Genomic DNA, 20537 nt, shown 5'->3' on the forward strand with positions numbered 1-20537 from the left:
CGAGTCGGGCGAATCCAAGGCCTGTGATTCCACTATTCCAGTCAGGACCGCACGATGCTCAGGATCTCGGTCACGAGTGCGTCTACTTCCTCCGCCGATCGGGCCTCGACGTTCAGCCGGAGCAACGGCTCGGTGTTCGACGCGCGCAGGTTGAACCAGGCGTTGTCGGCCAATTGCACGGTCACCCCGTCCAGCCGGTCCACCGAGTGCGCCCGGTCGGCGAAGGCGTCCACCACGGCCAGCGTCCGCTCCTCGGCGTCGGCGACGGTGGAGTTGATCTCGCCGGAGGCCGCGTAGGTGGCGTAGGACGCCATCAGTTCCGACACCGGCCGGTCCTTCTCGCCCAGCGCGGCCAGCACGTGCAACGCCGCGAGCATTCCGGAGTCGGCGCCCCAGAAGTCGCGGAAGTAGTAGTGCGCGGAGTGTTCGCCGCCGAACACCGCTCCGGTGGCGGCCATCTCCTGCTTGATGAAGGAATGGCCGACCCGGGTGCGTACCGGCGTTCCGCCCAGTTCGTGCACCAGCTCCGGTACCGCGCGGGAGGTGATCAGGTTGTGGATGATCACCGCGCCGGGCTCCTTGGCCAGTTCGCGCTCGGCGACCAGGGCGGTGATCGCCGACGGCGCCACCGGGTCGCCGTTCTCGTCCACCACGAAGCAACGGTCGGCGTCGCCGTCGAAGGCGAGGCCGATGTCCGCGCCGGACTCGCGGACCAGCTTCTGCAGGTCCACCAGGTTCGCCGGGTCCAGCGGGTTGGCCTCGTGGTTCGGGAAGGTGCCGTCCAGCTCGAAGTACAGCGGCACGATCGTCACCTGGGGCAGCGTGCCCAGCACCGCGGGCACCGTGTACCCGCCCATGCCGTTGCCCGCGTCCACCGCGATGGTGAGCGGGCGGATATCGTCCAGATCGACCAGGCCGCGCAGGAAGTCGGCGTACTCGGTGAGCAGGTTCGATTCGGTCGCGCTGCCGCGCTCGCCCGGGTACGCGGGCACGCCGTCGACGAGCTCGTTCTTGATGGCGGCCAGGCCGGTGTCCTGCCCGACCGGAAGGGCCTTGGCGCGGCACAGCTTGATGCCGTTGTAGCGGGCCGGGTTGTGGCTGGCGGTGAACATGGCGCCCGGGCAGTCCAGGCGGCCGGAGGCGAAGTACAGCTGGTCGGTCGAGGCGAGACCGATGTGCACCACGTCGAGGCCCTGGCCGAGCACGCCGTCGGCGAAGGCGGCCGACAGCTCGGGGGAGGAATCCCGCATGTCGTGACCGATGACGATCCGGTTCGCGCCCTCGGCGCGCATCAGCCGTGCGAAGGAGGCGCCGACGTCCCTGACGAATTCCGCGTCGATCTGATCACCGACCACACCGCGAACGTCGTAGGCCTTGATCACCGCGTTCACGAATTCGGCAGAGCGGGCGACTGTCATGCCCAATACCCTAGTGGTTGCGCCGGACCGGTCCGACACCGTCCTCGTCCGATCAGGACGGCGGGTCGGGCAGCACCCGCAGATGGCCGCGGCGACCCGTTCGCGTGGTGCGCGGCGGCGGGGGAGCGTAGTCGCGATAGCCACGCTGTTCGCGCTCCGGTGGGCGGCGGCGCAACCCCGCCTCCCGCACCGCCTCCGCCAGCGCGGTCAGGTCGTCGTCGTCCGGTGTGCTGGAGGAGAATCCGCCTTCGTGGCGAACCAGTTCCCAACCCTTCGGAGCGGTGATGCGTGAGCCGTGCGTTTCGCAGAGATCCCAGGAGTGCGGTTCGGCGACCGTCGCGAGTGGTCCGACCACCGCCGTCGAGTCCGAGTACACATAGGTGAGCGTCGCGACGGCCGGATTCTTGCAGCCTGGTCGGCAGCAACGACGCATGGGAATCACGCCGATGAGAGTAACCCCCCTGGCGCGTCGATGGGGACAGACACGCTTGAAGAATCTCGGTCCGTGCGTCGCGGAAGGAGGGCAGCACGACGTCCCACAGGGCCGTGACGGGCCCCGCGGTGATCTGGACGACTTCGCCGTACGCGCGGGCGACGGTGTCGCCGGTGCGCGACATCGGTGTGCGTCGTGGCGTGGGTTCACGGAGTACCCAGCCGGTGACCGGCCTACACGCCCGCGCCTGCCCCGCAACGGCATTCGGGAGCCGCCGCCACCCGGATGGGTGCGATTCACTCCGCTTCCGGGTCGATCACGTCCGGATCGACGCCGAGGTAGGTCGCGACCTGCTGGACCAGGACTTCGCGCAATAGATCCACCAGGTCGTCGGGATCGCTGGCGCGCAGCTCGAGCGGCTTGCGGAACAGCACCACCCGCGCCCTGGTCGCCGCCCCGTGCCGATCGACGCCCGCCGGGATGAGCCGGGAGAGGGGAACCGGGCCGTCGGCCACGACCTCATCCGGCCAGGTGACCGAATCGGGATGCAGCGGACGGATTTTCGGAACGTCGTCGACCGCGATGTCGAGCTTGGTGAGCCGGTCGTGCCAGCGGGAGTCCAAGGGGGCGAACGCCTCCAGCACCAGCCGGTCGAACTTCTGGCCTCGGGTCCGCCAAGCGGGCACGGTGGGTGGCAGCATCGGCCCGCGCACTCCGCGGCCGCGGCGGATCACCGACCGCGCGGTCGGCGGTCGACGCTTACGGGAACGTGCCATGAGAGAAAATCTAGGCCAGTCGGCTCCGGTCGTCCGCATCGAGGCGGTCGGGAACTGTCCGGTCGTGTCGCGCGTGCCCGGAGCGCCACGGTGGACGGGCGGCTCCGGGCATCGCGGATGTCTGTCAGCCGATGCCGCGCTTGAGGCGGCGGCGCTCCCGCTCGGAGAGGCCGCCCCAGATGCCGAAGCGCTCATCGTGCGCGAGCGCGTACTCCAGGCACTCGTCGCGTACCTCGCAACCCATGCAGATCCGCTTGGCCTCGCGGGTCGAGCCGCCCTTCTCGGGGAAGAACGCCTCCGGATCGGTCTGCGCGCACAGGGCGCGCTCCTGCCACTGCTCTTCGATGGATTCGAACATCTCGTCGAAGCCGGTCACGACCAGGCTGAGCCGGGGCGCCGTGACTCCGTCACCCCCCTCTTGGTCCTTCCAGCCGCCGTTATCTGCGCAGACGCCACGTGCTGCGCCTGCTGTGGAATCGGTCGGCGAGACCATCTCGTTGGCCATCGCTCCGCCTCCTCACTGTGTGTTAGCGCAGAATGATTCTTTCCGTCGGACCAACACGCATACCGACGGCCATACCCCGCGACGTTGTCCCGCGGACGTCCCCGAGCTTGTCACACCGATGCGAACACTTGTTCGAAATGCCGTTCGCGCGTTGATCTCTCGCGCGAACCCGGAATGACATGTCTGTGATTAGACACGCCGGACGCTGCGATGGTCAAGCCGCCGTCGCTATTCCGTTACTATCCGCAGCCGCATTCCGAGTCCCTCTTGTGATCTGCGATAGCAAATGTATAGCAAATTTGCCGCGAACGGGAGCCTTCGCGTCAGCGCATAGGCTGTGCGGATGTGACTGGACAACAAGCGGACGCCACGCTCGCGAACGGACCTCGGATCGCCGTGCTGGTCGGCGGTGTCGGTGGCGCGCGTTTCCTTCAGGGCGTCAGGGAGCTGCTGCCCGAGGCGGACGTCTCCGCGATCGTGAACGTCGGCGACGACGTCTGGATGCATGGGCTCAAGATCTGCCCCGACCTCGACACCTGCATGTATACCCTCGGCGGCGGTATCGATACGGAGCGCGGCTGGGGCCGGGTCGGCGAGACCTGGCACGCCAAGGAGGAGCTCGCGAAATATCATGCCCAGCCGGACTGGTTCGGCTTGGGGGACCGCGATATCGCCACGCATCTGATCCGCACCGAAATGTTACGCGCCGGATACCGGCTCTCCACGGTCACCGAGGCGCTGTGCAACCGGTGGCAGCCGGGCGTGAAACTGATCCCGGCAACCGACGATCGCTGTGAAACGCATGTCGTGGTGTCGGATCCGGACAAGCCTGGCGAACGGCGCGCGATCCATTTTCAAGAGTGGTGGGTTCGCTACCGCGCGAACATCGACACCCATGGATTCGCCACAATTGGCGCCGATGAAGCCAAACCTGCCCCAAATGTGATCAATATCATAGAATCCGCCGACGTGGTCCTCCTCGCGCCGTCGAACCCCGTCGTGAGCATCGGCGCCATCCTCGCCGTGCCCGGCATCCGGGGCGCGCTGCGCACCACCCCGGCGAAGGTGATCGGCGTGTCCGGGGTGATCGACGGCAAGCCGCTGCGCGGTATGGCCGACGAGTGCCTGTCGGTCATCGGCGTGGAGACGACGGCCGAGGCGATCGGCCGGCACTACGGCGCACGCTCCGCCACCGGCATCCTGGACGGCTGGCTGATCCACAGCACCGACACCGCCGAAGTGCCAGGGGTCGAGGTGCGTAGCGTGCCGTTGTTGATGACCGACCCGCCGACCACCGCCGAAATGGTGCGTCAGGCGCTGGATCTCGCTGGAGTCGCCCTGTGAGCACACCGACCGACCACGCGGCCGGAGAGCTGCGCATCCTGCCCGTCACCGGGCTGCCCGAATTCCGGCCCGGCGACGACCTCGCCGAGCACATCGCCCGCTGCGCGCCCTGGCTGGCCCACGGTGACGTGCTGGTGGTCACCAGCAAGATCGTCGCCAAGGTCGAGGGACGCATCGTGGAAGCGCCGCTGGACCCCGATGAGCGCGACGCGGCCCGGCGCAGGCTCGTCGACCAGGAGGCGGTGCGGGTGCTCGCCCGCAAGGGCCGCACCCTGATCACCGAGAACAAGCTGGGCATCGTGCAGGCGGCCTCCGGTGTCGACGGCTCGAACGTGGAGAAGGGCGAGCTCGTACTGCTGCCCACCGACCCGGACGCCAGCGCCAAGGCGCTGCGCGCCGCGCTCGCCGAACGGCTGGGCGTGACGGTCGCGGTGCTCGTCACCGACACGATGGGCCGAGCCTGGCGCAACGGGCAGACCGACGCGGCCATCGGCGCCGCGGGCTTGCGGGTGCTGCACGACTACGCGGGCGCGGTCGACGGCCAGGGCAACGAGCTTTTCGTCACCCAGGTGGCCGTGGCGGACGAGCTGGCCGCCGCCGCGGACCTGGTCAAGGGCAAACTCGGGGGTGTCCCGGTCGCCGTGGTGCGCGGGCTGCCGATCGTCGACGACGGATCGGGCGCCGCCGATCTCCTGCGCGGCGGCACCGACGACCTGTTCTGGCTGGGCACCGCGGAGGCCATCGAACGCGGTCGCAAGGAGGCGATTCTCCTGCGTCGCTCGATTCGCCAGTTCGCCGACGTGCCGGTCGATCCCGAACGGATCCGCTCGGCCGTGTCGGTCGCGCTGACCGCGCCCGCTCCGCACCACACCCGCCCCGTGCGGTTCGTGTGGCTGCGCACGCCGGAGTTGCGCGCTCGTCTGCTCGAGGCGATGGCGGAGAAATGGCGCACCGATCTGACCGCGGACGGCCTGCCGCCGGAGCGGATCGAGCGCAGGGTCGCGCGAGGGCGCATTCTGTTCGACGCACCCGAGGTGATCATTCCGTTCTGTGTGCCGGACGGCGCGCACGACTATCCGGACGAGCGCAGGCGAGCGAACGAACGCGCCATGTTCACTGTCGCGGTGGGCGCGGCGGTGCAGGGCCTGCTGGTCGCCTTGGCCACCGAGGGCATCGGCAGCTGCTGGATCGGGTCGACGATCTTCGCCCCCGAGGTCACCCGGGACGTGCTGGGCGTGGCCGAGGACTGGAGTCCGCTGGGCGCCATCGCCATCGGTCATCCGCTCGAAGAGCCGACCCCGCGGCAGCCCGCGGGCGCGGGGTCCGGGCTGGTCGAGCTGTGAAGCGCCTCGATTCCGCAGTGCGAGAGTGTCGCCGGTGAGCGTCGAGTCGCTGCACGCTTCGGCCACCGAGTTGCTCGAGACTTGGTGTCCCGGAACGGATCCGGAGCGATCGCTGCGGGAAGCGATGCTGGCCTTCCTCGGTTCGGCCCCGCGTGGTTGCCTGCGTGAGCACGCGCCGGGCCACATCACCGCCTCCGCGGTCGTCTTCTCCCACGACGGCCGCGAGGTGCTGCTCACTCTGCACCCGCGGGTCGGACGCTGGATCCAGCTCGGCGGCCACTGCGAAGAGCGGGACGAGACGGTCGCCGGCGCCGCGTTGCGCGAAGCGACCGAGGAATCCGGCATCGCGAACCTACGGCTGGAGCCAGGGCTCTACGGCGCCCAAGCGCATCCGATCACCTGCTCGCTCGGCGTCCCCACCAGACACCTCGACCTGCTGTTCCGCATCACCGCCCCCGCGGGCGCGATCCCGGTTCGCAGCCACGAATCCACCGACCTGCGCTGGTGGCCGGTGAACGCCCTACCCGCCGACGCCGACGTGCTGCTGCGCTGAGTCGGTCCCTTCATTCCACGCCGAGCCCCGGGCGGAGTTGTCTCCGGCCGGGGCTCGGTTCGTTGGACCCGGAGGGAAGTTTACAAATTGCGTGATTTGTCTAGACAAGCGACAAATGTCCGTATATCGTCCAGAAGTGAGGTAATGCACGTCACATGTGGCGTGCTCTTCGGGAATGGAGACAACGATGTCGACGCACGCGGACATGTCCGCTCAGCCGGTGGAGGTGCCGGCCTGGCGGGATCGCAAGCGCTATATGTGGCTGTGGGGCTTGTTCGCTCCGGCCGGCCTGTTCATCATCGGTCTGCCGCTGATCTGGGGGCTGAACGAGCTGGGCTGGCATCGCCTCGCGCAGGTGCCGTTCTGGCTCGGGCCCATCCTGATCTACGTGTTGATCCCGATCGCGGACATCTTCTTCGGCCCGGACGGCGACAACCCGCCGGACGAGGTGATGGAGTACTTGGAGAACGACAAGTACTACCGCTACCTCACCTACCTGTACCTGCCGTTCCAATACGCCTCGCTGGTGATGGCGGCCTATCTGATCACCGCCGACGACGTGAGCTGGCTCGGCATCGATGGCGGGCTGCACTTGGTGGACAAGATCGGGCTGGCGATCACGGTCGGCATGATCGGCGGCATCGGCATCAACACCGCACACGAACTCGGCCACAAGAAGGTGGACCTGGAGCGCTGGCTGTCGCGGATCGCGCTGGCCCAGTCCTTCTACGGGCACTTCTACATCGAGCACAACCGCGGCCACCACGTGCGCGTCGCGACGCCCGAGGACCCGGCGAGTTCCCGTGTGGGCGAGACGTTCTGGGCCTTCTGGCCGCGCACGGTATGGGGCAGCCTGAAGTCGTCCTGGCAGCTGGAGAAGGTCCGGCTGGACCGGCTCGGCAAGAAGCCGTGGAGTCTGCGCAACGAAGTACTCAGCGCCTGGCTGATGTCGGCGGTGCTGTTCGCGGCCTTGGTCGCGGTGTTCGGCATCGAGCTGCTGCCGTACCTGATCCTGCAAGCCGTGGTGGGCTTCAGCCTGCTGGAGGCGGTCAACTACCTGGAGCACTACGGCCTGGTGCGGCAGCGCACGGCGAGCGGCCGGTATGAGCGGCCCGCCCCGGTGCACAGCTGGAACAGCGACCACATAGTCACCAATATCTTCCTGTACCACCTGCAGCGGCACAGCGATCATCACGCCTATCCGACCCGCCGCTACCAGACGCTGCGCAGCTGGGACGGCGCGCCCAACCTGCCGAGCGGCTATGCCAGCATGATCATGCTCGCCTACTTCCCGCCGCTGTGGCGTCGCGTCATGGACAAGCGCGTACTCGCGCACTACGACGGCGACATCACCCGGGCCAACATAGATCCCGGCAAGCGGGAGAAAGTGCTGGCGCGCTACGGCTCGGGTCAGGCGGAAAACGCTGCCGGAAAGGACGCGGCGTGAAAGCGTATCGCTGCCCCGTCTGTGACTACGTCTTCGACGAGGCGAAAGGTGAGCCGCACGAAGGTTTTCCGCCGGGCACCCGGTGGGAGACGGTGCCGGACGATTGGTGCTGCCCGGATTGCGGCGTGCGGGAGAAGATCGACTTCGAACCGATAGGGGCCACGAAATGAACGAGTACAAGCTTTATCAGTGCATCCAGTGCGGCTTCGAATACGACGAAGCCGAGGGCTGGCCGGAGGACGGCATCGCGCCGGGAACCCGCTGGGACGACATTCCCGACGACTGGACCTGTCCGGACTGCGGCGCCGCCAAGGCGGATTTCTTCATGGTCGAAATCGAACGGTCGTGAGATTTTGACTGCGGCAGGCGCCCGTGACAGTGTCGCGGGTATGCCGCGCACCGGAACCAGGATTCCCTACCAGGAGGCCGCGCGGGACCTGCTGCGGACGTCGGTCCTGGACGCGATGCGCGAGCTGCTCACCGAGCGGGATTGGTCCAAGATCACGCTCGGCGACGTCGCGGCCAGGGCGGGCGTGAGCAGGCAGACCCTGTACAACGAGTTCGGTTCACGCGGCGGCCTCACCCAGGCCTACGCCCTGCGCCTGGCCGACTTCCTGGTCGATCACGTCGACGCCGCCATCAACGGCAACGTCGGTGACGTCCGCGCGGCGTTCCGCGACGGCATGGCGAACTTCTTCTTCGACGCGGCCTCCGACCCGCTGGTGCAGTCGCTGGTCGCGGGCGAGGTGAAGCTGGATCTGCTGCGCCTGATCACCCTGGACGCGGGGCCGTTGCTCGAGCACGCGACCGCGCGGCTGTCGCGCGCCTTCCAGTACAGCTGGGTGGCGTCGACGGCGGCCGAATCGGACGTCATCGCGCACGCGCTGGTGCGGATCGCCCTCAGTTACATTCCCACTCCGCCCGGTCCGGGGCGGGACGCGCCCGCGGAATTGAGCGCGCTGCTGAGTCCCTACGTCGAAGCGATCCTGGCCGCGCGGGTGCAGAGCTGAGCCCGCGCGGGCAACCGGCGCGCGACTGGCGCATATGCAGCACATTGAAAACCGACTGAGTAGCTTGTAATAGCGATCATGTCTCAACCCACCACTTGGTTGTAACAGACAACAACTCAAGAAGTATTCTCATGCGACGGTGTTCGGGTCTTCTTCGAGTGGGGCAAAAGTGCAAACGGTTGGCAAACCCGTGGGATCGCCCGATCCCAAACGCCATCTGTGGGTCCTCGGCTTGCTTCCGCCTGCGTCCGCGTTGCTGCCCTCGCAGTTGGTGCTGCACACCGGCATCCCCATCTTCTGGTGGATCGGCCCGATCATCGTGCTGATCGTGATCCCGGTGCTGGACTGGTCGATCGGCGTGGACGGCAACAATCCGAGGGACGAGGACTACGAGCGGCTCTCCAACGACCGGTACTACCGGTGGTGCACCTACCTGATGCTCCCCGTGCAGCTGATCGGCTTGGTGATCGCGAGTTACATGTGGGCCGGGGACGAACTGAGCGTGGTCGACAAGCTGGGTCTGGCCGCCACTCTCGGATTCGTCAGCGGTATCGGCATCAACGCCGCCCACGAGCTCGGGCACCGGGTCGAGCGCCTGGAGCGCTGGCTGGCCAAGATCGCGCTCGCCCAGTCCGGATACGGGCACTTCTTCGTCGAGCACAATCGCGGCCATCACGTGCGGGTGGCTACTCCGGAGGATCCGGCCAGCGCGCGCCTCGGCGAGTCGCTGTGGGAGTTCTTGCCGCGCAGCGTGTCCGGAAGTTTCCGCTCGGCGATCGTCTTGGAGCGCGAGCGGCTCGCACGCAAGGGCAAGGGTTGGTGGAGCGTGCAGAACCACATCCTGCAGGCCTGGTCGATGACGCTAGTGCTGTTCGGCGCCTTGGTCGCGGCGTTCGGCTACCAGGTGCTGCCCTGGCTGCTGCTGCAGGCCGTGATCGGCTTCGGCCTGCTGGAGACGGTGAACTACGTCGAGCACTACGGCCTGCTGCGGGCGCGCCGCCCGAACGGCATGTACGCCCGCTGCTCGCCGCGCGACAGCTGGAACAGCGACCATCTGGTCACCAACATCTTCCTGTTCCACCTGCAGCGGCACAGCGATCACCACGCCAACCCGGGCCGCCGCTACCAGACGCTGCGCACCTCCGAGCAGGCCCCGCAACTGCCCGCGGGCTACGCCGCCATGATCGTGCTGGCCGCCGTCCCGCCGCTGTGGCGGCGGATTATGGACGGCCGCGTGCTCGCCCACTACGGCGGCGACATCACACTGGCGAACATTCAGCCGCGTAAGCGGCGTCGCATCCTGGCGGCCCGCGGCGTCACGGCGTGAGCCGAGTCCGAGGCCGGTCCGCCCGTCGGAGGGACGGCCGCGTAAACCGCACCCCGTCGTGAGCGACTAGCCTTGCCTCGGTACTTGCCGAACCAGGAGAGGCTGATGACCACCTCAGAACTTCGCACGTCGTTGACCGCCGATGTCCGCAACGGCATCGACTACAAGGTGGCGGATCTGTCGCTGGCCGATTTCGGCCGCAAAGAGATCCGTCTGGCCGAACACGAGATGCCCGGTCTGATGGCGCTGCGCCGTGAGTACGCCGAGGTGCGGCCGCTGCAGGGCGCGCGCATCTCCGGCTCGCTGCACATGACCGTGCAGACCGCGGTGCTGATCGAGACCCTGACCAGCCTCGGCGCCGAGGTCCGCTGGGCCTCCTGCAACATCTTCTCCACCCAGGACCACGCGGCGGCCGCCGTGGTCGTCGGCCCCAACGGCACCGTCGAGGAGCCGAAGGGCACCCCGGTGTTCGCCTGGAAGGGCGAGACCCTGGAGGAGTACTGGTGGGCCGCCGAGCAGATGCTCACCTGGCCGGGCGAGCCGGCCAACATGATTCTCGACGACGGCGGCGACGCCACCATGCTCGTGCTGCGCGGCGCGCAGTTCGAGAAGTCGGGCGTGGTGCCGCCGGAGGACGAGGACCACTCGGCCGAGTACAAGGTCTTCTTGAACCTGCTGCGCGAGCGCTTCGAGTCCGATCGCGGCAAGTGGAGCAAGATCGCCGAATCGGTGCGGGGCGTCACCGAGGAGACCACCACCGGCGTGCTGCGGCTCTACCAGTTCGCGGCGGCGGGCGAACTGGTGTTCCCCGCGATCAACGTCAACGACTCGGTCACCAAGAGCAAGTTCGACAACAAGTACGGCACCCGCCACTCGCTGATCGACGGCATCAACCGCGGCACCGACGTGCTCATCGGCGGCAAGAAGATATTGATCTGCGGCTACGGCGATGTCGGCAAGGGCTGCGCGGAATCGCTTGCCGGACAGGGCGCCCGGGTGCAGGTCACCGAGATCGACCCGATCAACGCGCTGCAGGCGCTGATGGACGGCTACGACGTGGTGACCGTGGAGAAGGCGATCGGCGAGGCCGACATCGTCATCACCGCGACCGGCAACAAGGACATCATCACCCTCGACCACATGAAGGCGATGAAGGACCAGGCCATCCTCGGCAACATCGGTCACTTCGACAACGAGATCGACATGGCGGCGCTGGAGCGTTCCGGCGCAACGAAATTGACGATCAAGCCGCAGGTCGACCTGTGGACGTTCAAGGAGACCGGCCGCTCGATCCTGGTGCTGTCGGAGGGGCGTCTGCTCAACCTCGGCAACGCGACCGGCCACCCGTCGTTCGTGATGTCGAACAGCTTCTCCAACCAGGTGATCGCGCAGATCGAGCTGTGGACCAAGCCGGAGGAGTACGACAACGAGGTCTACCGGCTGCCGAAGCACCTGGACGAAAAGGTCGCGCGCATCCACGTCGAAGCGCTCGGCGGCGAGCTGACCAAGCTCACCAAGGATCAGGCCGAGTACATCGGCGTCGACGTCGAGGGCCCGTACAAGCCGGATCACTACCGCTACTGAACGCGCCGCTGGTGTCCCCGCCGACGGTCGGCGGGGACACCGGCGCCCGTCACCTCGCGCCCGCCCGCAGCGCCCGGCATCCACGCTGGTCAGCCGCTGCGGGCGTCCGGTGTGCGGCGGGGTAGTGTGCCTGGTCATGGGAGTGCTGATAGCGGTCGAAGGGCTCGACGGCGCGGGTAAGCGGACGCTGATCGAGCGGGTGGTCGCCGATCTGCGTGGTCGCGGACTGCGCGTCGCGACGATGGCCTTCCCGCGCTACCGCGTCTCGGTGCACGCCGATCTGGCCGCCGAGGCGCTGCGCGGCGCGCACGGCGACCTCGCGGGCTCGGTCAGCGGCATGGCTCTGCTGTTCGCGCTCGACCGCGCGGACGCCGCGGACGAGCTGTCGAAACTGTTGGCCGACAACGACGTTGTGCTACTCGATCGCTATGTCGCTTCCAACGCCGCCTATTCGGCCGCCCGGCTGGGGCAGTCGGCGGACGGCGAAATCGTTACATGGGTGGGCGAATTGGAGTTCGGCAGATTCGCTCTGCCCGAGCCCGCGCTGCAAGTGTTGCTGGACGTGCCCACCGAGCTCGCCGCCGAGCGTGCCCGCAGGCGTGGCGAACTCGACGCCGAACGCGCGCTCGACGTCTACGAACGCGACGGCGGTCTGCAGCATCGCACCGGCGCGGTGTACCGTGAGCTGGCCGAACGCGACTGGCGCGGACCCTGGTGGACATACCGATCCGACGACGGTCCGGCGACGCTGGCCGCGCGCATCGCCGAAATCGTTGGTCGATAAGGTTGGTTGTGCCGCGGGTTCACACCAGTGTTGGCGTGGCGGCCCGATCCTGGCCTGGGAGATGACAACATAGTAGTTATGAAGCCGAAGATTCTGGTCGTCGACGACGATATGGCACTCGCTGAGATGCTCACGATCGTCTTGCGCGGGGAAGGGTTCGACCCGCACGTGGTCGGCGACGGCACACAGGCCCTGGCGGCGGTTCGCGAGATCCGCCCCGATTTGGTGCTGCTGGACCTGATGCTGCCCGGCATGAACGGCATCGACGTGTGCCGTGTGCTGCGGGCCGATTCCGGAGTTCCGATCGTGATGCTCACGGCGAAGACCGACACGGTCGACGTCGTGCTCGGTCTGGAGTCCGGTGCCGACGATTACATCGTCAAGCCCTTCAAGCCGAAGGAGCTGGTCGCCCGGGTGCGGGCCCGTCTGCGCCGCACCGAGGAGGAGCCCGCCGAGCTGCTGTCGATCGCCGATATCGTGATCGATGTGCCCGCGCACAAGGTCAGCCGTGGTGGCGCGCAGATCTCTCTGACGCCGCTGGAGTTCGACCTGCTCGTCGCCCTGGCCCGCAAGCCGCGCCAGGTGTTCACCCGTGAGGTCCTGCTCGAGCAGGTCTGGGGCTACCGGCACGCCGCGGACACCCGCCTGGTGAACGTCCATGTGCAGCGGTTGCGGGCGAAGGTGGAGAAGGATCCCGAGAACCCGGAGATCGTGCTGACCGTCCGCGGTGTCGGTTACAAGGCCGGACCGCCGTGATCCATGGCGTCTTCGCGCGTCTGGAACGATCGCTGGCTCCGGTGGTGGCCTGGTTCCAAGCGGTCGGCATTGCCCTAGGCCACCTGTGGCGTCGTTCGCTGCAGTTGCGCGTCATCGTGTCCACGCTGACGCTGTCGCTGATCGTCATCACGATCCTCGGTGTGGTGCTGACCAGCCAGATCACCGACCGGCTGCTGGACGCCAAGATCAACGCGGCGGTCGAGGAGATGGACCGCGCGCGTAACACGGTCGAGAGCCAGCTGGCCGGTGTGCACGACATCGGTGCTCAACCGCAGCGGCTGGAAGAGGCTCGCAACGCACTGTCCAATCGCGGCGGTAGCGGCCAGTCCACCGGCGCCGCGGGCAGCTTCGTCTCGGCGCTGAGCGTCATCGGCGGGATGCCGCCGCAGCAGATCCCTCGCGGCCCGATCCAGGAGGTGCCCGACGAGCTGCGCCGGTTCGTGCAGCGCAACCAGGTCAGCTACCAGTTCGCCACCGTCGAGGACGCGGATGGTTACAGCGGTCGCGCGCTGATCATCGGCAGCCCGAGCGCCGAGGTTCCGACCCTGGAGATCTACCTGATCTTCCCGCTGGCCAACGAGGAACGCAGCCTGTCGCTGATGCGCGGCACCATGCTGGTCGGCGGCATCGTGCTGCTGGTCCTGCTTGCCGCGATCACCGCGCTGGTCACCAGGCAGGTGGTGCTTCCGATCCGCTCCGCGGCCAGGATCGCCGGCCGGTTCGCCGACGGCAGGCTCAAGGAACGCATGCTGGTACGCGGCGAGGACGACATGGCTCGGCTGGCTCAGGCGTTCAACGAGATGGCCGAGAGCCTGTCCAACCAGATCACCCAGCTGGAGGAATTCGGCAATCTGCAGCGCCGGTTCACCTCCGACGTCAGCCACGAGTTGCGCACACCGCTCACCACCGTGCGCATGGCCGCCGACCTGATCCACGGCAGCAGCGACGACCTCGACCCCGCCCTGGCCCGAAGCGCCGAGTTGCTGGTCAACGAGCTGGACCGGTTCGAGGGCCTGCTCAACGACCTGCTGGAGATCAGCAGGCACGACGCGGGCGTCGCCGAACTCCAGGTCGAATCGCTGGACGTGCGGATGTGCGCGCGGGCCGCGATCTCGACCGTGCGCCACCTCGCCAAGGACGCCGGGGTGGAGATCATCAGCGACATGCCGGAGGATCCGCTCGTCGCCGAGGTCGATCCGCGCCGGGTGGAGCGGGTGCTGCGCAATCTGCTCGCCAACGCGATCGACCACAGCGAGGGCAAGCCGGTGCTGATCCGGATGCGGGGCGACGTCGAGAGCAACGCGGTCGCCGTCGTCGTGCGGGACCAGGGCGTCGGCCTGCGCCCCGGCGAGGAGAAGCTGGTCTTCAACCGGTTCTGGCGTTCGGACCCGTCGCGCATGCGCCGCTCCGGCGGCACCGGCCTCGGTCTGTCGATCAGCGTGGAGGACGCGAACCTGCACGAAGGCAGACTCGAAGCCTGGGGTGAGGTCGGGATCGGCGCCAGCTTCCGCCTGACGCTGCCGCTGGTGCGCGGTAAGAAGCTCGGCCCGAGCCCACTGCCGCTGGAGCCCGCGCGCAAGACGATGCACGTGGTGGAGCCGGAACCGCCCGCCGATCGCGACATGACCGATACGGCGCTGCCGGTCGCCGCCGAGCCGGGCGCCGCGCAGGTGACCGACGCCGCGCCACGGGGCGCGCACGCGGGCACATCCGATCCGGTCGGCGTGCGTGCGGAGGGCGCGAGCGAGGCGGCCGAGACCGACAGCGATGAGCTGGACGGCACGGACGTCGAAGGCGACGCGGCCGCGGAGCCGAGCGTGAGCGAGTCGCCCGGAGGGGCCGACGGTACGGCGACGCCCACCGACAGCGCCGCGGCCGAAGAGCCGCTCGCGTCCGGGGCGAACGGATCGCCCGCCTCGGAGTCGGCGCAGACCGGGGGCGGCGCGGCGCGCGAACCGGGGGACGTACAGTCATGAGAATGCGTGTCGGATCTGCGCGGATGCGGCGGCTGACCGTACTGACAGCGGCGGTCCTCGCGGTCGTGGTGCCGCTCACCGCCTGTGCCAGCCTCCCCGAGTCCTCCGCGCCGGAGGCGCTCGGCACCATCAATCGTGAGCCCACCTCCGAGGGCCCGCCGGCCCCGCTGGCCAACCGCGATCCGGATCTGCTGCTGCGCGATTTCCTTCAGGCCACCGCCGATCCGGCCAACCGGCATCTGGCCGCAAGGCAATACATGACCCCCGCGGCCTCCACCCAGTGGGATGACGCGGCGGGCACGGTCATCGTCGAGAAACCGGACACCCTGCGGGAGTCGCGTTCCGGGGACAAGGCCAACTATCTGATCCGCGCGCGCAAGGTCGGCGAGCTGTCCGCGGACGGCGGGTACCGGCCCAACGACGACATTCCGTTCGTCGAGAACAAGATCGAGCTGACCAAGATCAACGGCGAGTGGCGCATCGACGAGTTGCCCGACGGCGTGGTCATGGACTCCACCGCGTTCTTCAAGTCCTACCGCCGCTACGCGCTGTACTTCATCGATCCGGGCGGCAATATGGCCGTGCCGGACCTGCGCTGGCTCGCGGTGCCGAAAGCGCAGCTGACCCAGCGATTGATCAGCTCGCTGCTGGAGGGGCCGCAGCCCGCGCTGGCTTCGGTGCTGCACAGTGAGCTGGCGCCGCCGATCGCGGTGCGCGGGGCGATCACCAAGGCCAACGGTGATCCCGACGGCGTCGGCATCGGGCTCGGCGGTGTCCGGATCGATTTCGCGGGCGCGTCGGCGCTGAATCCGCGCGAGCGCGAACTGCTGGCCGCGCAGGTGGTGCTCACCTTGTCCAGCGCCGACATCCTCGGGCCGTACATGCTGTTGGCCGACGGCAAGCCGCTGGACGAGCGCTTCGCCGCGAACGGCTGGAGCGTGGCGGACGTGCAGCAGTTCAATCCGGCGACCGCCGCGCGCAACCAGGTCGGGCTGCACGCGCTGCGCGGCGGCGGGCTGGTGCAGATCGCCGACAACGGCGGTATCACTCCCGCTCCCGGCTACTTCGGCGGAGTGAACAATCTGCAGTCGGCGACGCTGTCCGCGGACGGTCAGCTCGTCGCCGCGGTGGCGGAAGCCGGACGACCGCCGGGCGCGCCGTCGCGGATCTTGATGGTCGGCACTTACGGCGGCAACGCTTTTCCGGTGGCCGATGGCTTCACCATCACCCGGCCCTCGTGGACGGCGGACGGCAGCGCGGCATGGGCGGTGGTCGACGGTGACCGGGTGATCCGCGCGGTCAACGACCGCGGCACCGGAAACGTCTCGATTCAGAACGTCGACATCTCGAGGTTGACGGCGGCATCCTCGGCCACGGCGCCGCGGCTACCGATCACCGAACTCCGGATCTCCCGGACCGGGGCGCGGGCGGCGATGATCGCCGACGGCCGGGTGTACGTCGCGGTCGTCGCGCCCCAACCGGACGGGAAGCTGGCGCTGACCTCGGCGGTGCCCGTCGGTGTCGGACTCAGCACGGCCGCGGTGTCGGTGGACTGGCTGGACGCGGACACGATCATCATCGCGCGCGAGGGGAATGTGGACCCCGTGAGCACGGTGTCGGTGGACGGCTCGGAGCCGACCCCGTTGACGTCGCAGAATCTCACCGCCCCGGTGCGCTCAGTGAGCGCGAGCCCCGACCACCAGTACGTCGCCGACTCACGCGCGGTGCTGGAGCTGACCTCCGCCCCGGACCAAGGCCAGCCCTACTGGCGTGAGGTGCCGGGTCTGGGCGCGAACGCCACGCCCGTCCTGCCCGGCTGAGCGGCGATCTGTCGCGAGTACGCGAGGTCGGCCGCACGTCGGCACTTCGGAAGGCTCGCTAACACTCGGAAGAATCCGGCGCGGCCGCGCATGGCGGTTCGAGCAGGGGAGCGAGCGCAGCGTAAAAGACTTCGCCGCAAGGCATAACGTTCTGCCAGGTGCATCGCTGTCGACATGTTCGAGCGATTCTGTCAGGGGGCGGGCGCACACTCGGTCGATGCGAACCCTGCTCGATCTGGTGTTGCCCGCCGCCTGTGCGGGCTGCGGACGTTCCGGAGCCGATTGGTGCGCCGATTGCGCCGTCACGTTGGCCGGCCCGCCGGTGCGGGTGTGGCCGCGCAACGACCCGGGCATTCCGTGCTGGGCGCTGGGGCCGTACGCAGGGCCCGCGCGGCGGGCGGTGCTCGCCGCCAAGGAACGGGGACGGCGGGATCTGGCGCTGCCACTCGGAAAGGCGTTCGCGGGCGCGCTCGCCGAGCTGCGTTCGCCGGGTGTTCCGTTGGTACTGGTGCCCGCGCCGAGCCGACGCGTGGCGGCGCGGCGCCGGGGCGGCGATCCGGTGTTTCGCTCGGCGTCGGTAGCTACCCGATGGCTGCCCAACTGCAGAGTGGTGCCGGTGTTGCGAGTGGGGCAAGGGGTGCGCGATTCGGTGGGCTTGACACCCGCCGAGCGCGCTCGCAACCTGAAGGGGCGGGTGACCACGACGCCCGGCCCTGCCGCGGACTGGGGAGTACCGGCGAATGCCGAGGTAGTGCTGGTCGACGACGTGCTGACCACCGGTGCGACGGCCTTCGAGTCGGTGCGCGCGCTACAGCGCGCCGGGTTGCCGACACGTGGCGTTCTGGTTACTTGTGCTGCTTGACTCCGGGAAATTTGCGTGAACACTGGCGATCAGCCCGTCGGCGGACTAGCGTCGCGGACACACACCCGAACCGCAAGTTTGGAGGTGGCGCCTCGGACGTCTAGTGCCGAGCAATCGTCGTTCGGCACGGTTCAATCCCGCCGCACTGGAATCGGTCGGTGCGGCCAGATCCGGGAGGTACGCGTGACGACTTCTTCACGACCTTCAGTGAAAGATCCCGCCGCTTCGGTGCTGGAGCCCAGCACCCAGGAAGCACTCGAGCAACCCACTGCGGAACGACCACGAGCGCCGCGCGGCGACATCGTGGTGAAGGGCCGCAACGTCGAGGTGCCCGATCATTTTCGTATCTACGTCGCGGAAAAACTCTCCCGATTAGAACGCTTCGACCCGTCGATCTTCCTCTTCGACGTCGAGCTGTTCCACGAGCGCAACCGTCGTCAGCGCAAGAACTGTCAGCGCGTCGAAATCACCGCGCGCGGAAAGGGTCCCGTCGTGCGGGCCGAGGCCTGCGCGGACAGCTTCTACGCCGCATTCGAGTCGGTGACCGCGAAGATGGAGAGCAGGCTGCGCCGCACCAAGGACCGGCGCCGGGTGCACTACGGCGACAAGACGCCGCTGTCGGTCGCCCAGGCCACTGCCGATCTGGTGGACGACTCCCTGTTCGACCGGCTCGCCGAGTCCGGCGCCGCCCACGCGCACCAAGAGCGGGAACCGGATTACCAGGAGGGTCCCGGCCACATCGTGCGCACGAAGGAGCACGCGGCGACACCCATGTCCGTCGATGACGCCCTGTACCAAATGGAGCTCGTCGGCCACGACTTCTTCCTGTTCCAGGACAAAGAGACCGACCGGCCTTCGGTGGTCTACCGTCGTCACGCCTTCGACTACGGCCTGATCCGCCTGGCCTGACGAAACGGAAACCACCCGTCCCCACTTCTCCGGGCATTCGGCTCACCGGCCGGATGCCCGGAGATTTTCGTCGATGCGCCGTCGGCGGGCCAGCGGCGGGCCAGCGCGAGCAGCAGCCGCAGATCCGAGTCGATGTCGCCGACGGGCAGCCGCACGGGCTGGTCGAACTGCCGCGGGGTCACGGCCGCGCCGTTCGTCTTCGCGGCGATGGCCCGCACGATCTGTTCCACGTAGTCCGGCCGGCTCGTCTCCCCGGGCAGGTAGTGCCGCAGGTGCATCAGGGCGTCGCGGATCTCCACCGTCATCCGGATCAGCCGCGCTTCGGATCCGAGGGTGATGTCCGGCTCGAGCACGACCTCGGGCACGGCCGCGGTGAGATCGCGCCACAGCGGCCGCAGGCGACGGCAGTACCGTCCGGCGCGGTCCAAGCCCGCGCGGGCCCGCAGCCCGGCGAGCAGCGGCACGGCGAGCAGCGCCGCGCCGAGCGTCGAGGCGGCGAAAGTCGGTGCCGCCCAGCGCACCATGGCCGGGTCCGCGGCCGTACCAGGCGCCGCCAGCCGCACGGCGGAGACGACCAGGCCCGCGGAACCGACGACCAGCGTCACCAGCAGGGTCGCGTAGACGATCCGTTCGGCGGCGGTGGATTCGGCCGAGCGCAATTCGCGCAGTGCCGCGCGCCAGGCCAGCCGACCGGCGGCGAGCAGCGGAAGCCACAGGATCGACCAGACCACTACCGTCGGCCAGTCCGATGCTTGCCCCAGCAGCCTGCCCTCCTGTCGCGCAGGAGTGCCGACGGCGAGGATGATCGCGCCACCCACCAGTCCGGTGAGGTCGTAGACCCGCTGCCGAGCCGATGCGGAGACCGGGTCGGCGCCCGACCACAGCCGGGCCGCACCGTACAGACCGGCCACCTCCATCAGCAGTGTGACCATCGAAAGCTGGTGCAGCAGACTGCCGATCCCCGGAGCGACGCCGCGCTCGAGCAGGACCAGCGTGGCGGTGCCCCACAGCAAGGCTCGATTGAGCAGCCGGTCGACGGCGGCGTGGTGCAGCACGATCAACCGTCCGAGGACGACCACCGCGACGAAGACGATCAGCGGTATCGCGATCGGCGCGGGGATCGGCGAGTTCACCGCCGCCGGTCGCGGAAGAACGTGCGGTGCAGCAGCGAATCGCGACGCGGTGGACGCATGGCGTGCAGCATCACCATGTCGGCGAAGGTCTCCGCGTCGCGCTCGCGCAGGGTGCCGTAGTCGGTGCGGCCGAGCACGTGGGCGATCGACTCGGGCGAGATCGAGGGCAGCAGGTCGGCGACCGCCGCCACCGTCGGCGTGCCCGCGGGCGGCTCACCGGGCCGGTGCTGCTCCGGGCCGTGCCCGAGCAACATGTGCCCGAGTTCGTGCACGATGATGTGCTCGGCATGCCATTCGGTGGTGTCCGCGCCGTAGACGATGACGTCGCTGTCCTGCTTCGCGATCCACAGGCCGCTGCCCGTGCCGCAACCGGTGCCGGCGAGCAGCGCGGTATCGATCGGCAACAGGCTGATGCTGCGACCACGGTGGGCCGCGACGGCATCGAGGTAGGTCTGCAGATTCCATGGGTGGGGTATCGGGAGGTCCCGGGTCAAGCTCCGGAACCGGGCCTGGATGGCCATGTGATCGGTCTCCTA

21 protein-coding genes are annotated in these 20537 nt (G+C 68.5%); 15 read left to right on the plus strand and 6 right to left on the minus strand.

All coding sequences use genetic code 11. From position 1 onward, the window contains the following. Positions 1–41: 41 nt before the first annotated feature. The 4 genes from ACFV2O_RS30450 to ACFV2O_RS30465 all read right to left on the minus strand — a co-directional run bounded on the left by ACFV2O_RS30450 (position 42) and on the right by ACFV2O_RS30465 (position 2985). Positions 42–1418 (minus strand): phosphomannomutase/phosphoglucomutase, encoded by a 1377-nt coding sequence (locus ACFV2O_RS30450; RefSeq protein WP_355077155.1) that lies wholly within the window; start codon positions 1416–1418, stop codon positions 42–44. A gap of 52 nt (positions 1419–1470) precedes the next feature. Next, positions 1471–1851, minus strand: a complete 381-nt coding sequence (locus ACFV2O_RS30455; RefSeq protein ID WP_039800382.1) for a DUF3499 domain-containing protein — start codon at positions 1849–1851, stop codon at positions 1471–1473. 296 nt (positions 1852–2147) lie between these two features. After that, positions 2148–2627 (minus strand): metallopeptidase family protein, encoded by a 480-nt coding sequence (locus tag ACFV2O_RS30460; protein WP_168434228.1) that lies wholly within the window; start codon positions 2625–2627, stop codon positions 2148–2150. 124 nt (positions 2628–2751) lie between these two features. Next, on the minus strand, positions 2752–2985 hold the full coding sequence (locus tag ACFV2O_RS30465; RefSeq protein WP_029901515.1) for a WhiB family transcriptional regulator: 234 nt from the start codon (positions 2983–2985) through the stop codon (positions 2752–2754). A gap of 537 nt (positions 2986–3522) precedes the next feature. Between ACFV2O_RS30465 and cofD the strand changes: the two genes are divergently transcribed. The 15 genes from cofD (at position 3523) to hpf (ending at position 18868) form a co-directional block, all read left to right on the plus strand. Next, positions 3523–4476, plus strand: a complete 954-nt coding sequence (gene cofD / locus ACFV2O_RS30470; RefSeq protein WP_355077377.1) for a 2-phospho-L-lactate transferase — start codon at positions 3523–3525, stop codon at positions 4474–4476. After that, a complete protein-coding gene (locus tag ACFV2O_RS30475) occupies positions 4473–5819 on the plus strand; it encodes a coenzyme F420-0:L-glutamate ligase (protein WP_379254918.1) in 1347 nt (448 codons plus the stop codon). The genes cofD and ACFV2O_RS30475 overlap by 4 nt, the downstream gene beginning before the upstream one ends. Positions 5820–5853: 34 nt before the next feature. Next, on the plus strand, positions 5854–6372 hold the full coding sequence (locus ACFV2O_RS30480) for an NUDIX domain-containing protein (RefSeq protein WP_355077151.1): 519 nt from the start codon (positions 5854–5856) through the stop codon (positions 6370–6372). A 187-nt stretch (positions 6373–6559) separates the two neighbouring features. Next, positions 6560–7819, plus strand: a complete 1260-nt coding sequence (locus ACFV2O_RS30485) for an alkane 1-monooxygenase (RefSeq protein ID WP_379254919.1) — start codon at positions 6560–6562, stop codon at positions 7817–7819. Further along, the gene (locus tag ACFV2O_RS30490; protein ID WP_355077148.1) at positions 7816–7989 is read left to right on the plus strand and encodes a rubredoxin; all 174 of its coding nucleotides are present in this window, start codon (positions 7816–7818) and stop codon (positions 7987–7989) included. The genes ACFV2O_RS30485 and ACFV2O_RS30490 overlap by 4 nt, the downstream gene beginning before the upstream one ends. Then, on the plus strand, positions 7986–8168 hold the full coding sequence (locus ACFV2O_RS30495) for a rubredoxin (RefSeq protein WP_355077147.1): 183 nt from the start codon (positions 7986–7988) through the stop codon (positions 8166–8168). Before ACFV2O_RS30490 ends, ACFV2O_RS30495 begins: the two co-directional genes overlap by 4 nt. 40 nt (positions 8169–8208) lie before the next feature. Further along, the gene (locus ACFV2O_RS30500) at positions 8209–8829 is read left to right on the plus strand and encodes a TetR family transcriptional regulator (RefSeq protein WP_355077145.1); all 621 of its coding nucleotides are present in this window, start codon (positions 8209–8211) and stop codon (positions 8827–8829) included. Positions 8830–9019: 190 nt separating this feature from the next. Beyond that, positions 9020–10156: an alkane 1-monooxygenase gene (locus ACFV2O_RS30505; protein WP_355077143.1), complete on the plus strand. Its 1137-nt coding sequence runs from the start codon at positions 9020–9022 to the stop codon at positions 10154–10156. 105 nt (positions 10157–10261) lie between these two features. Beyond that, positions 10262–11740 carry an adenosylhomocysteinase gene (ahcY, locus tag ACFV2O_RS30510; RefSeq protein WP_355077141.1) on the plus strand — a complete coding sequence of 493 codons (1479 nt, stop codon included), beginning with the start codon at positions 10262–10264 and terminating at the stop codon, positions 11738–11740. Positions 11741–11876: 136 nt separating this feature from the next. Next, positions 11877–12524: a dTMP kinase gene (locus tag ACFV2O_RS30515; protein WP_355077139.1), complete on the plus strand. Its 648-nt coding sequence runs from the start codon at positions 11877–11879 to the stop codon at positions 12522–12524. A gap of 78 nt (positions 12525–12602) precedes the next feature. Then, the gene (gene mtrA, locus ACFV2O_RS30520; protein ID WP_039800350.1) at positions 12603–13280 is read left to right on the plus strand and encodes an MtrAB system response regulator MtrA; all 678 of its coding nucleotides are present in this window, start codon (positions 12603–12605) and stop codon (positions 13278–13280) included. Positions 13281–13324: 44 nt separating this feature from the next. Then, positions 13325–15277: an MtrAB system histidine kinase MtrB gene (gene mtrB / locus ACFV2O_RS30525; protein ID WP_379254971.1), complete on the plus strand. Its 1953-nt coding sequence runs from the start codon at positions 13325–13327 to the stop codon at positions 15275–15277. Beyond that, positions 15274–17097 (plus strand): MtrAB system accessory lipoprotein LpqB, encoded by a 1824-nt coding sequence (gene lpqB, locus ACFV2O_RS30530; protein WP_379254922.1) that lies wholly within the window; start codon positions 15274–15276, stop codon positions 17095–17097. Before mtrB ends, lpqB begins: the two co-directional genes overlap by 4 nt. Positions 17098–17314: 217 nt before the next feature. Beyond that, on the plus strand, positions 17315–17959 hold the full coding sequence (locus ACFV2O_RS30535) for a ComF family protein (RefSeq protein WP_379254924.1): 645 nt from the start codon (positions 17315–17317) through the stop codon (positions 17957–17959). Between the two features lie 300 nt (positions 17960–18259). Beyond that, positions 18260–18868 carry a ribosome hibernation-promoting factor, HPF/YfiA family gene (hpf, locus tag ACFV2O_RS30540; RefSeq protein ID WP_379254973.1) on the plus strand — a complete coding sequence of 203 codons (609 nt, stop codon included), beginning with the start codon at positions 18260–18262 and terminating at the stop codon, positions 18866–18868. On the opposite strand, the gene ACFV2O_RS30545 is transcribed toward hpf, so the two are convergent. Both ACFV2O_RS30545 and ACFV2O_RS30550 read right to left on the minus strand, forming a co-directional pair. After that, positions 18844–20001: an MAB_1171c family putative transporter gene (locus tag ACFV2O_RS30545; RefSeq protein WP_379254926.1), complete on the minus strand. Its 1158-nt coding sequence runs from the start codon at positions 19999–20001 to the stop codon at positions 18844–18846. The genes hpf and ACFV2O_RS30545 overlap by 25 nt on opposite strands. Then, entirely contained in the window at positions 19998–20522 is a 525-nt protein-coding gene (locus tag ACFV2O_RS30550; RefSeq protein WP_355077130.1) for a hypothetical protein, read from the minus strand. Before ACFV2O_RS30550 ends, ACFV2O_RS30545 begins: the two co-directional genes overlap by 4 nt. Positions 20523–20537: the final 15 nt, after the last annotated feature.

The sequence above is a fragment of the Nocardia sp. NPDC059691 genome, from assembly GCF_042733915.1.
Lineage (GTDB): Bacteria > Actinomycetota > Actinomycetes > Mycobacteriales > Mycobacteriaceae > Nocardia > Nocardia sichangensis.

Bases quoted from the DNA above. Each gene is read 5' to 3' on its own strand.
- ACFV2O_RS30450 (WP_355077155.1), bottom strand. From the start codon at position 1,418: ATGACAGTCGCCCGCTCTGCCGAATTCGTGAACGCGGTGATCAAGGCC.
- ACFV2O_RS30455 (WP_039800382.1), bottom strand. From the start codon at position 1,851: ATGCGTCGTTGCTGCCGACCAGGCTGCAAGAATCCGGCCGTCGCGACG.
- ACFV2O_RS30460 (WP_168434228.1), bottom strand. From the start codon at position 2,627: ATGGCACGTTCCCGTAAGCGTCGACCGCCGACCGCGCGGTCGGTGATC.
- ACFV2O_RS30465 (WP_029901515.1), bottom strand. From the start codon at position 2,985: ATGTTCGAATCCATCGAAGAGCAGTGGCAGGAGCGCGCCCTGTGCGCG.
- ACFV2O_RS30485 (WP_379254919.1), top strand. From the start codon at position 6,560: ATGTCGACGCACGCGGACATGTCCGCTCAGCCGGTGGAGGTGCCGGCC.
- ACFV2O_RS30495 (WP_355077147.1), top strand. From the start codon at position 7,986: ATGAACGAGTACAAGCTTTATCAGTGCATCCAGTGCGGCTTCGAATAC.
- ACFV2O_RS30500 (WP_355077145.1), top strand. From the start codon at position 8,209: ATGCCGCGCACCGGAACCAGGATTCCCTACCAGGAGGCCGCGCGGGAC.
- ahcY (WP_355077141.1), top strand. From the start codon at position 10,262: ATGACCACCTCAGAACTTCGCACGTCGTTGACCGCCGATGTCCGCAAC.
- ACFV2O_RS30515 (WP_355077139.1), top strand. From the start codon at position 11,877: ATGGGAGTGCTGATAGCGGTCGAAGGGCTCGACGGCGCGGGTAAGCGG.
- mtrA (WP_039800350.1), top strand. From the start codon at position 12,603: ATGAAGCCGAAGATTCTGGTCGTCGACGACGATATGGCACTCGCTGAG.
- lpqB (WP_379254922.1), top strand. From the start codon at position 15,274: ATGAGAATGCGTGTCGGATCTGCGCGGATGCGGCGGCTGACCGTACTG.
- ACFV2O_RS30535 (WP_379254924.1), top strand. From the start codon at position 17,315: ATGCGAACCCTGCTCGATCTGGTGTTGCCCGCCGCCTGTGCGGGCTGC.
- ACFV2O_RS30550 (WP_355077130.1), bottom strand. From the start codon at position 20,522: ATGGCCATCCAGGCCCGGTTCCGGAGCTTGACCCGGGACCTCCCGATA.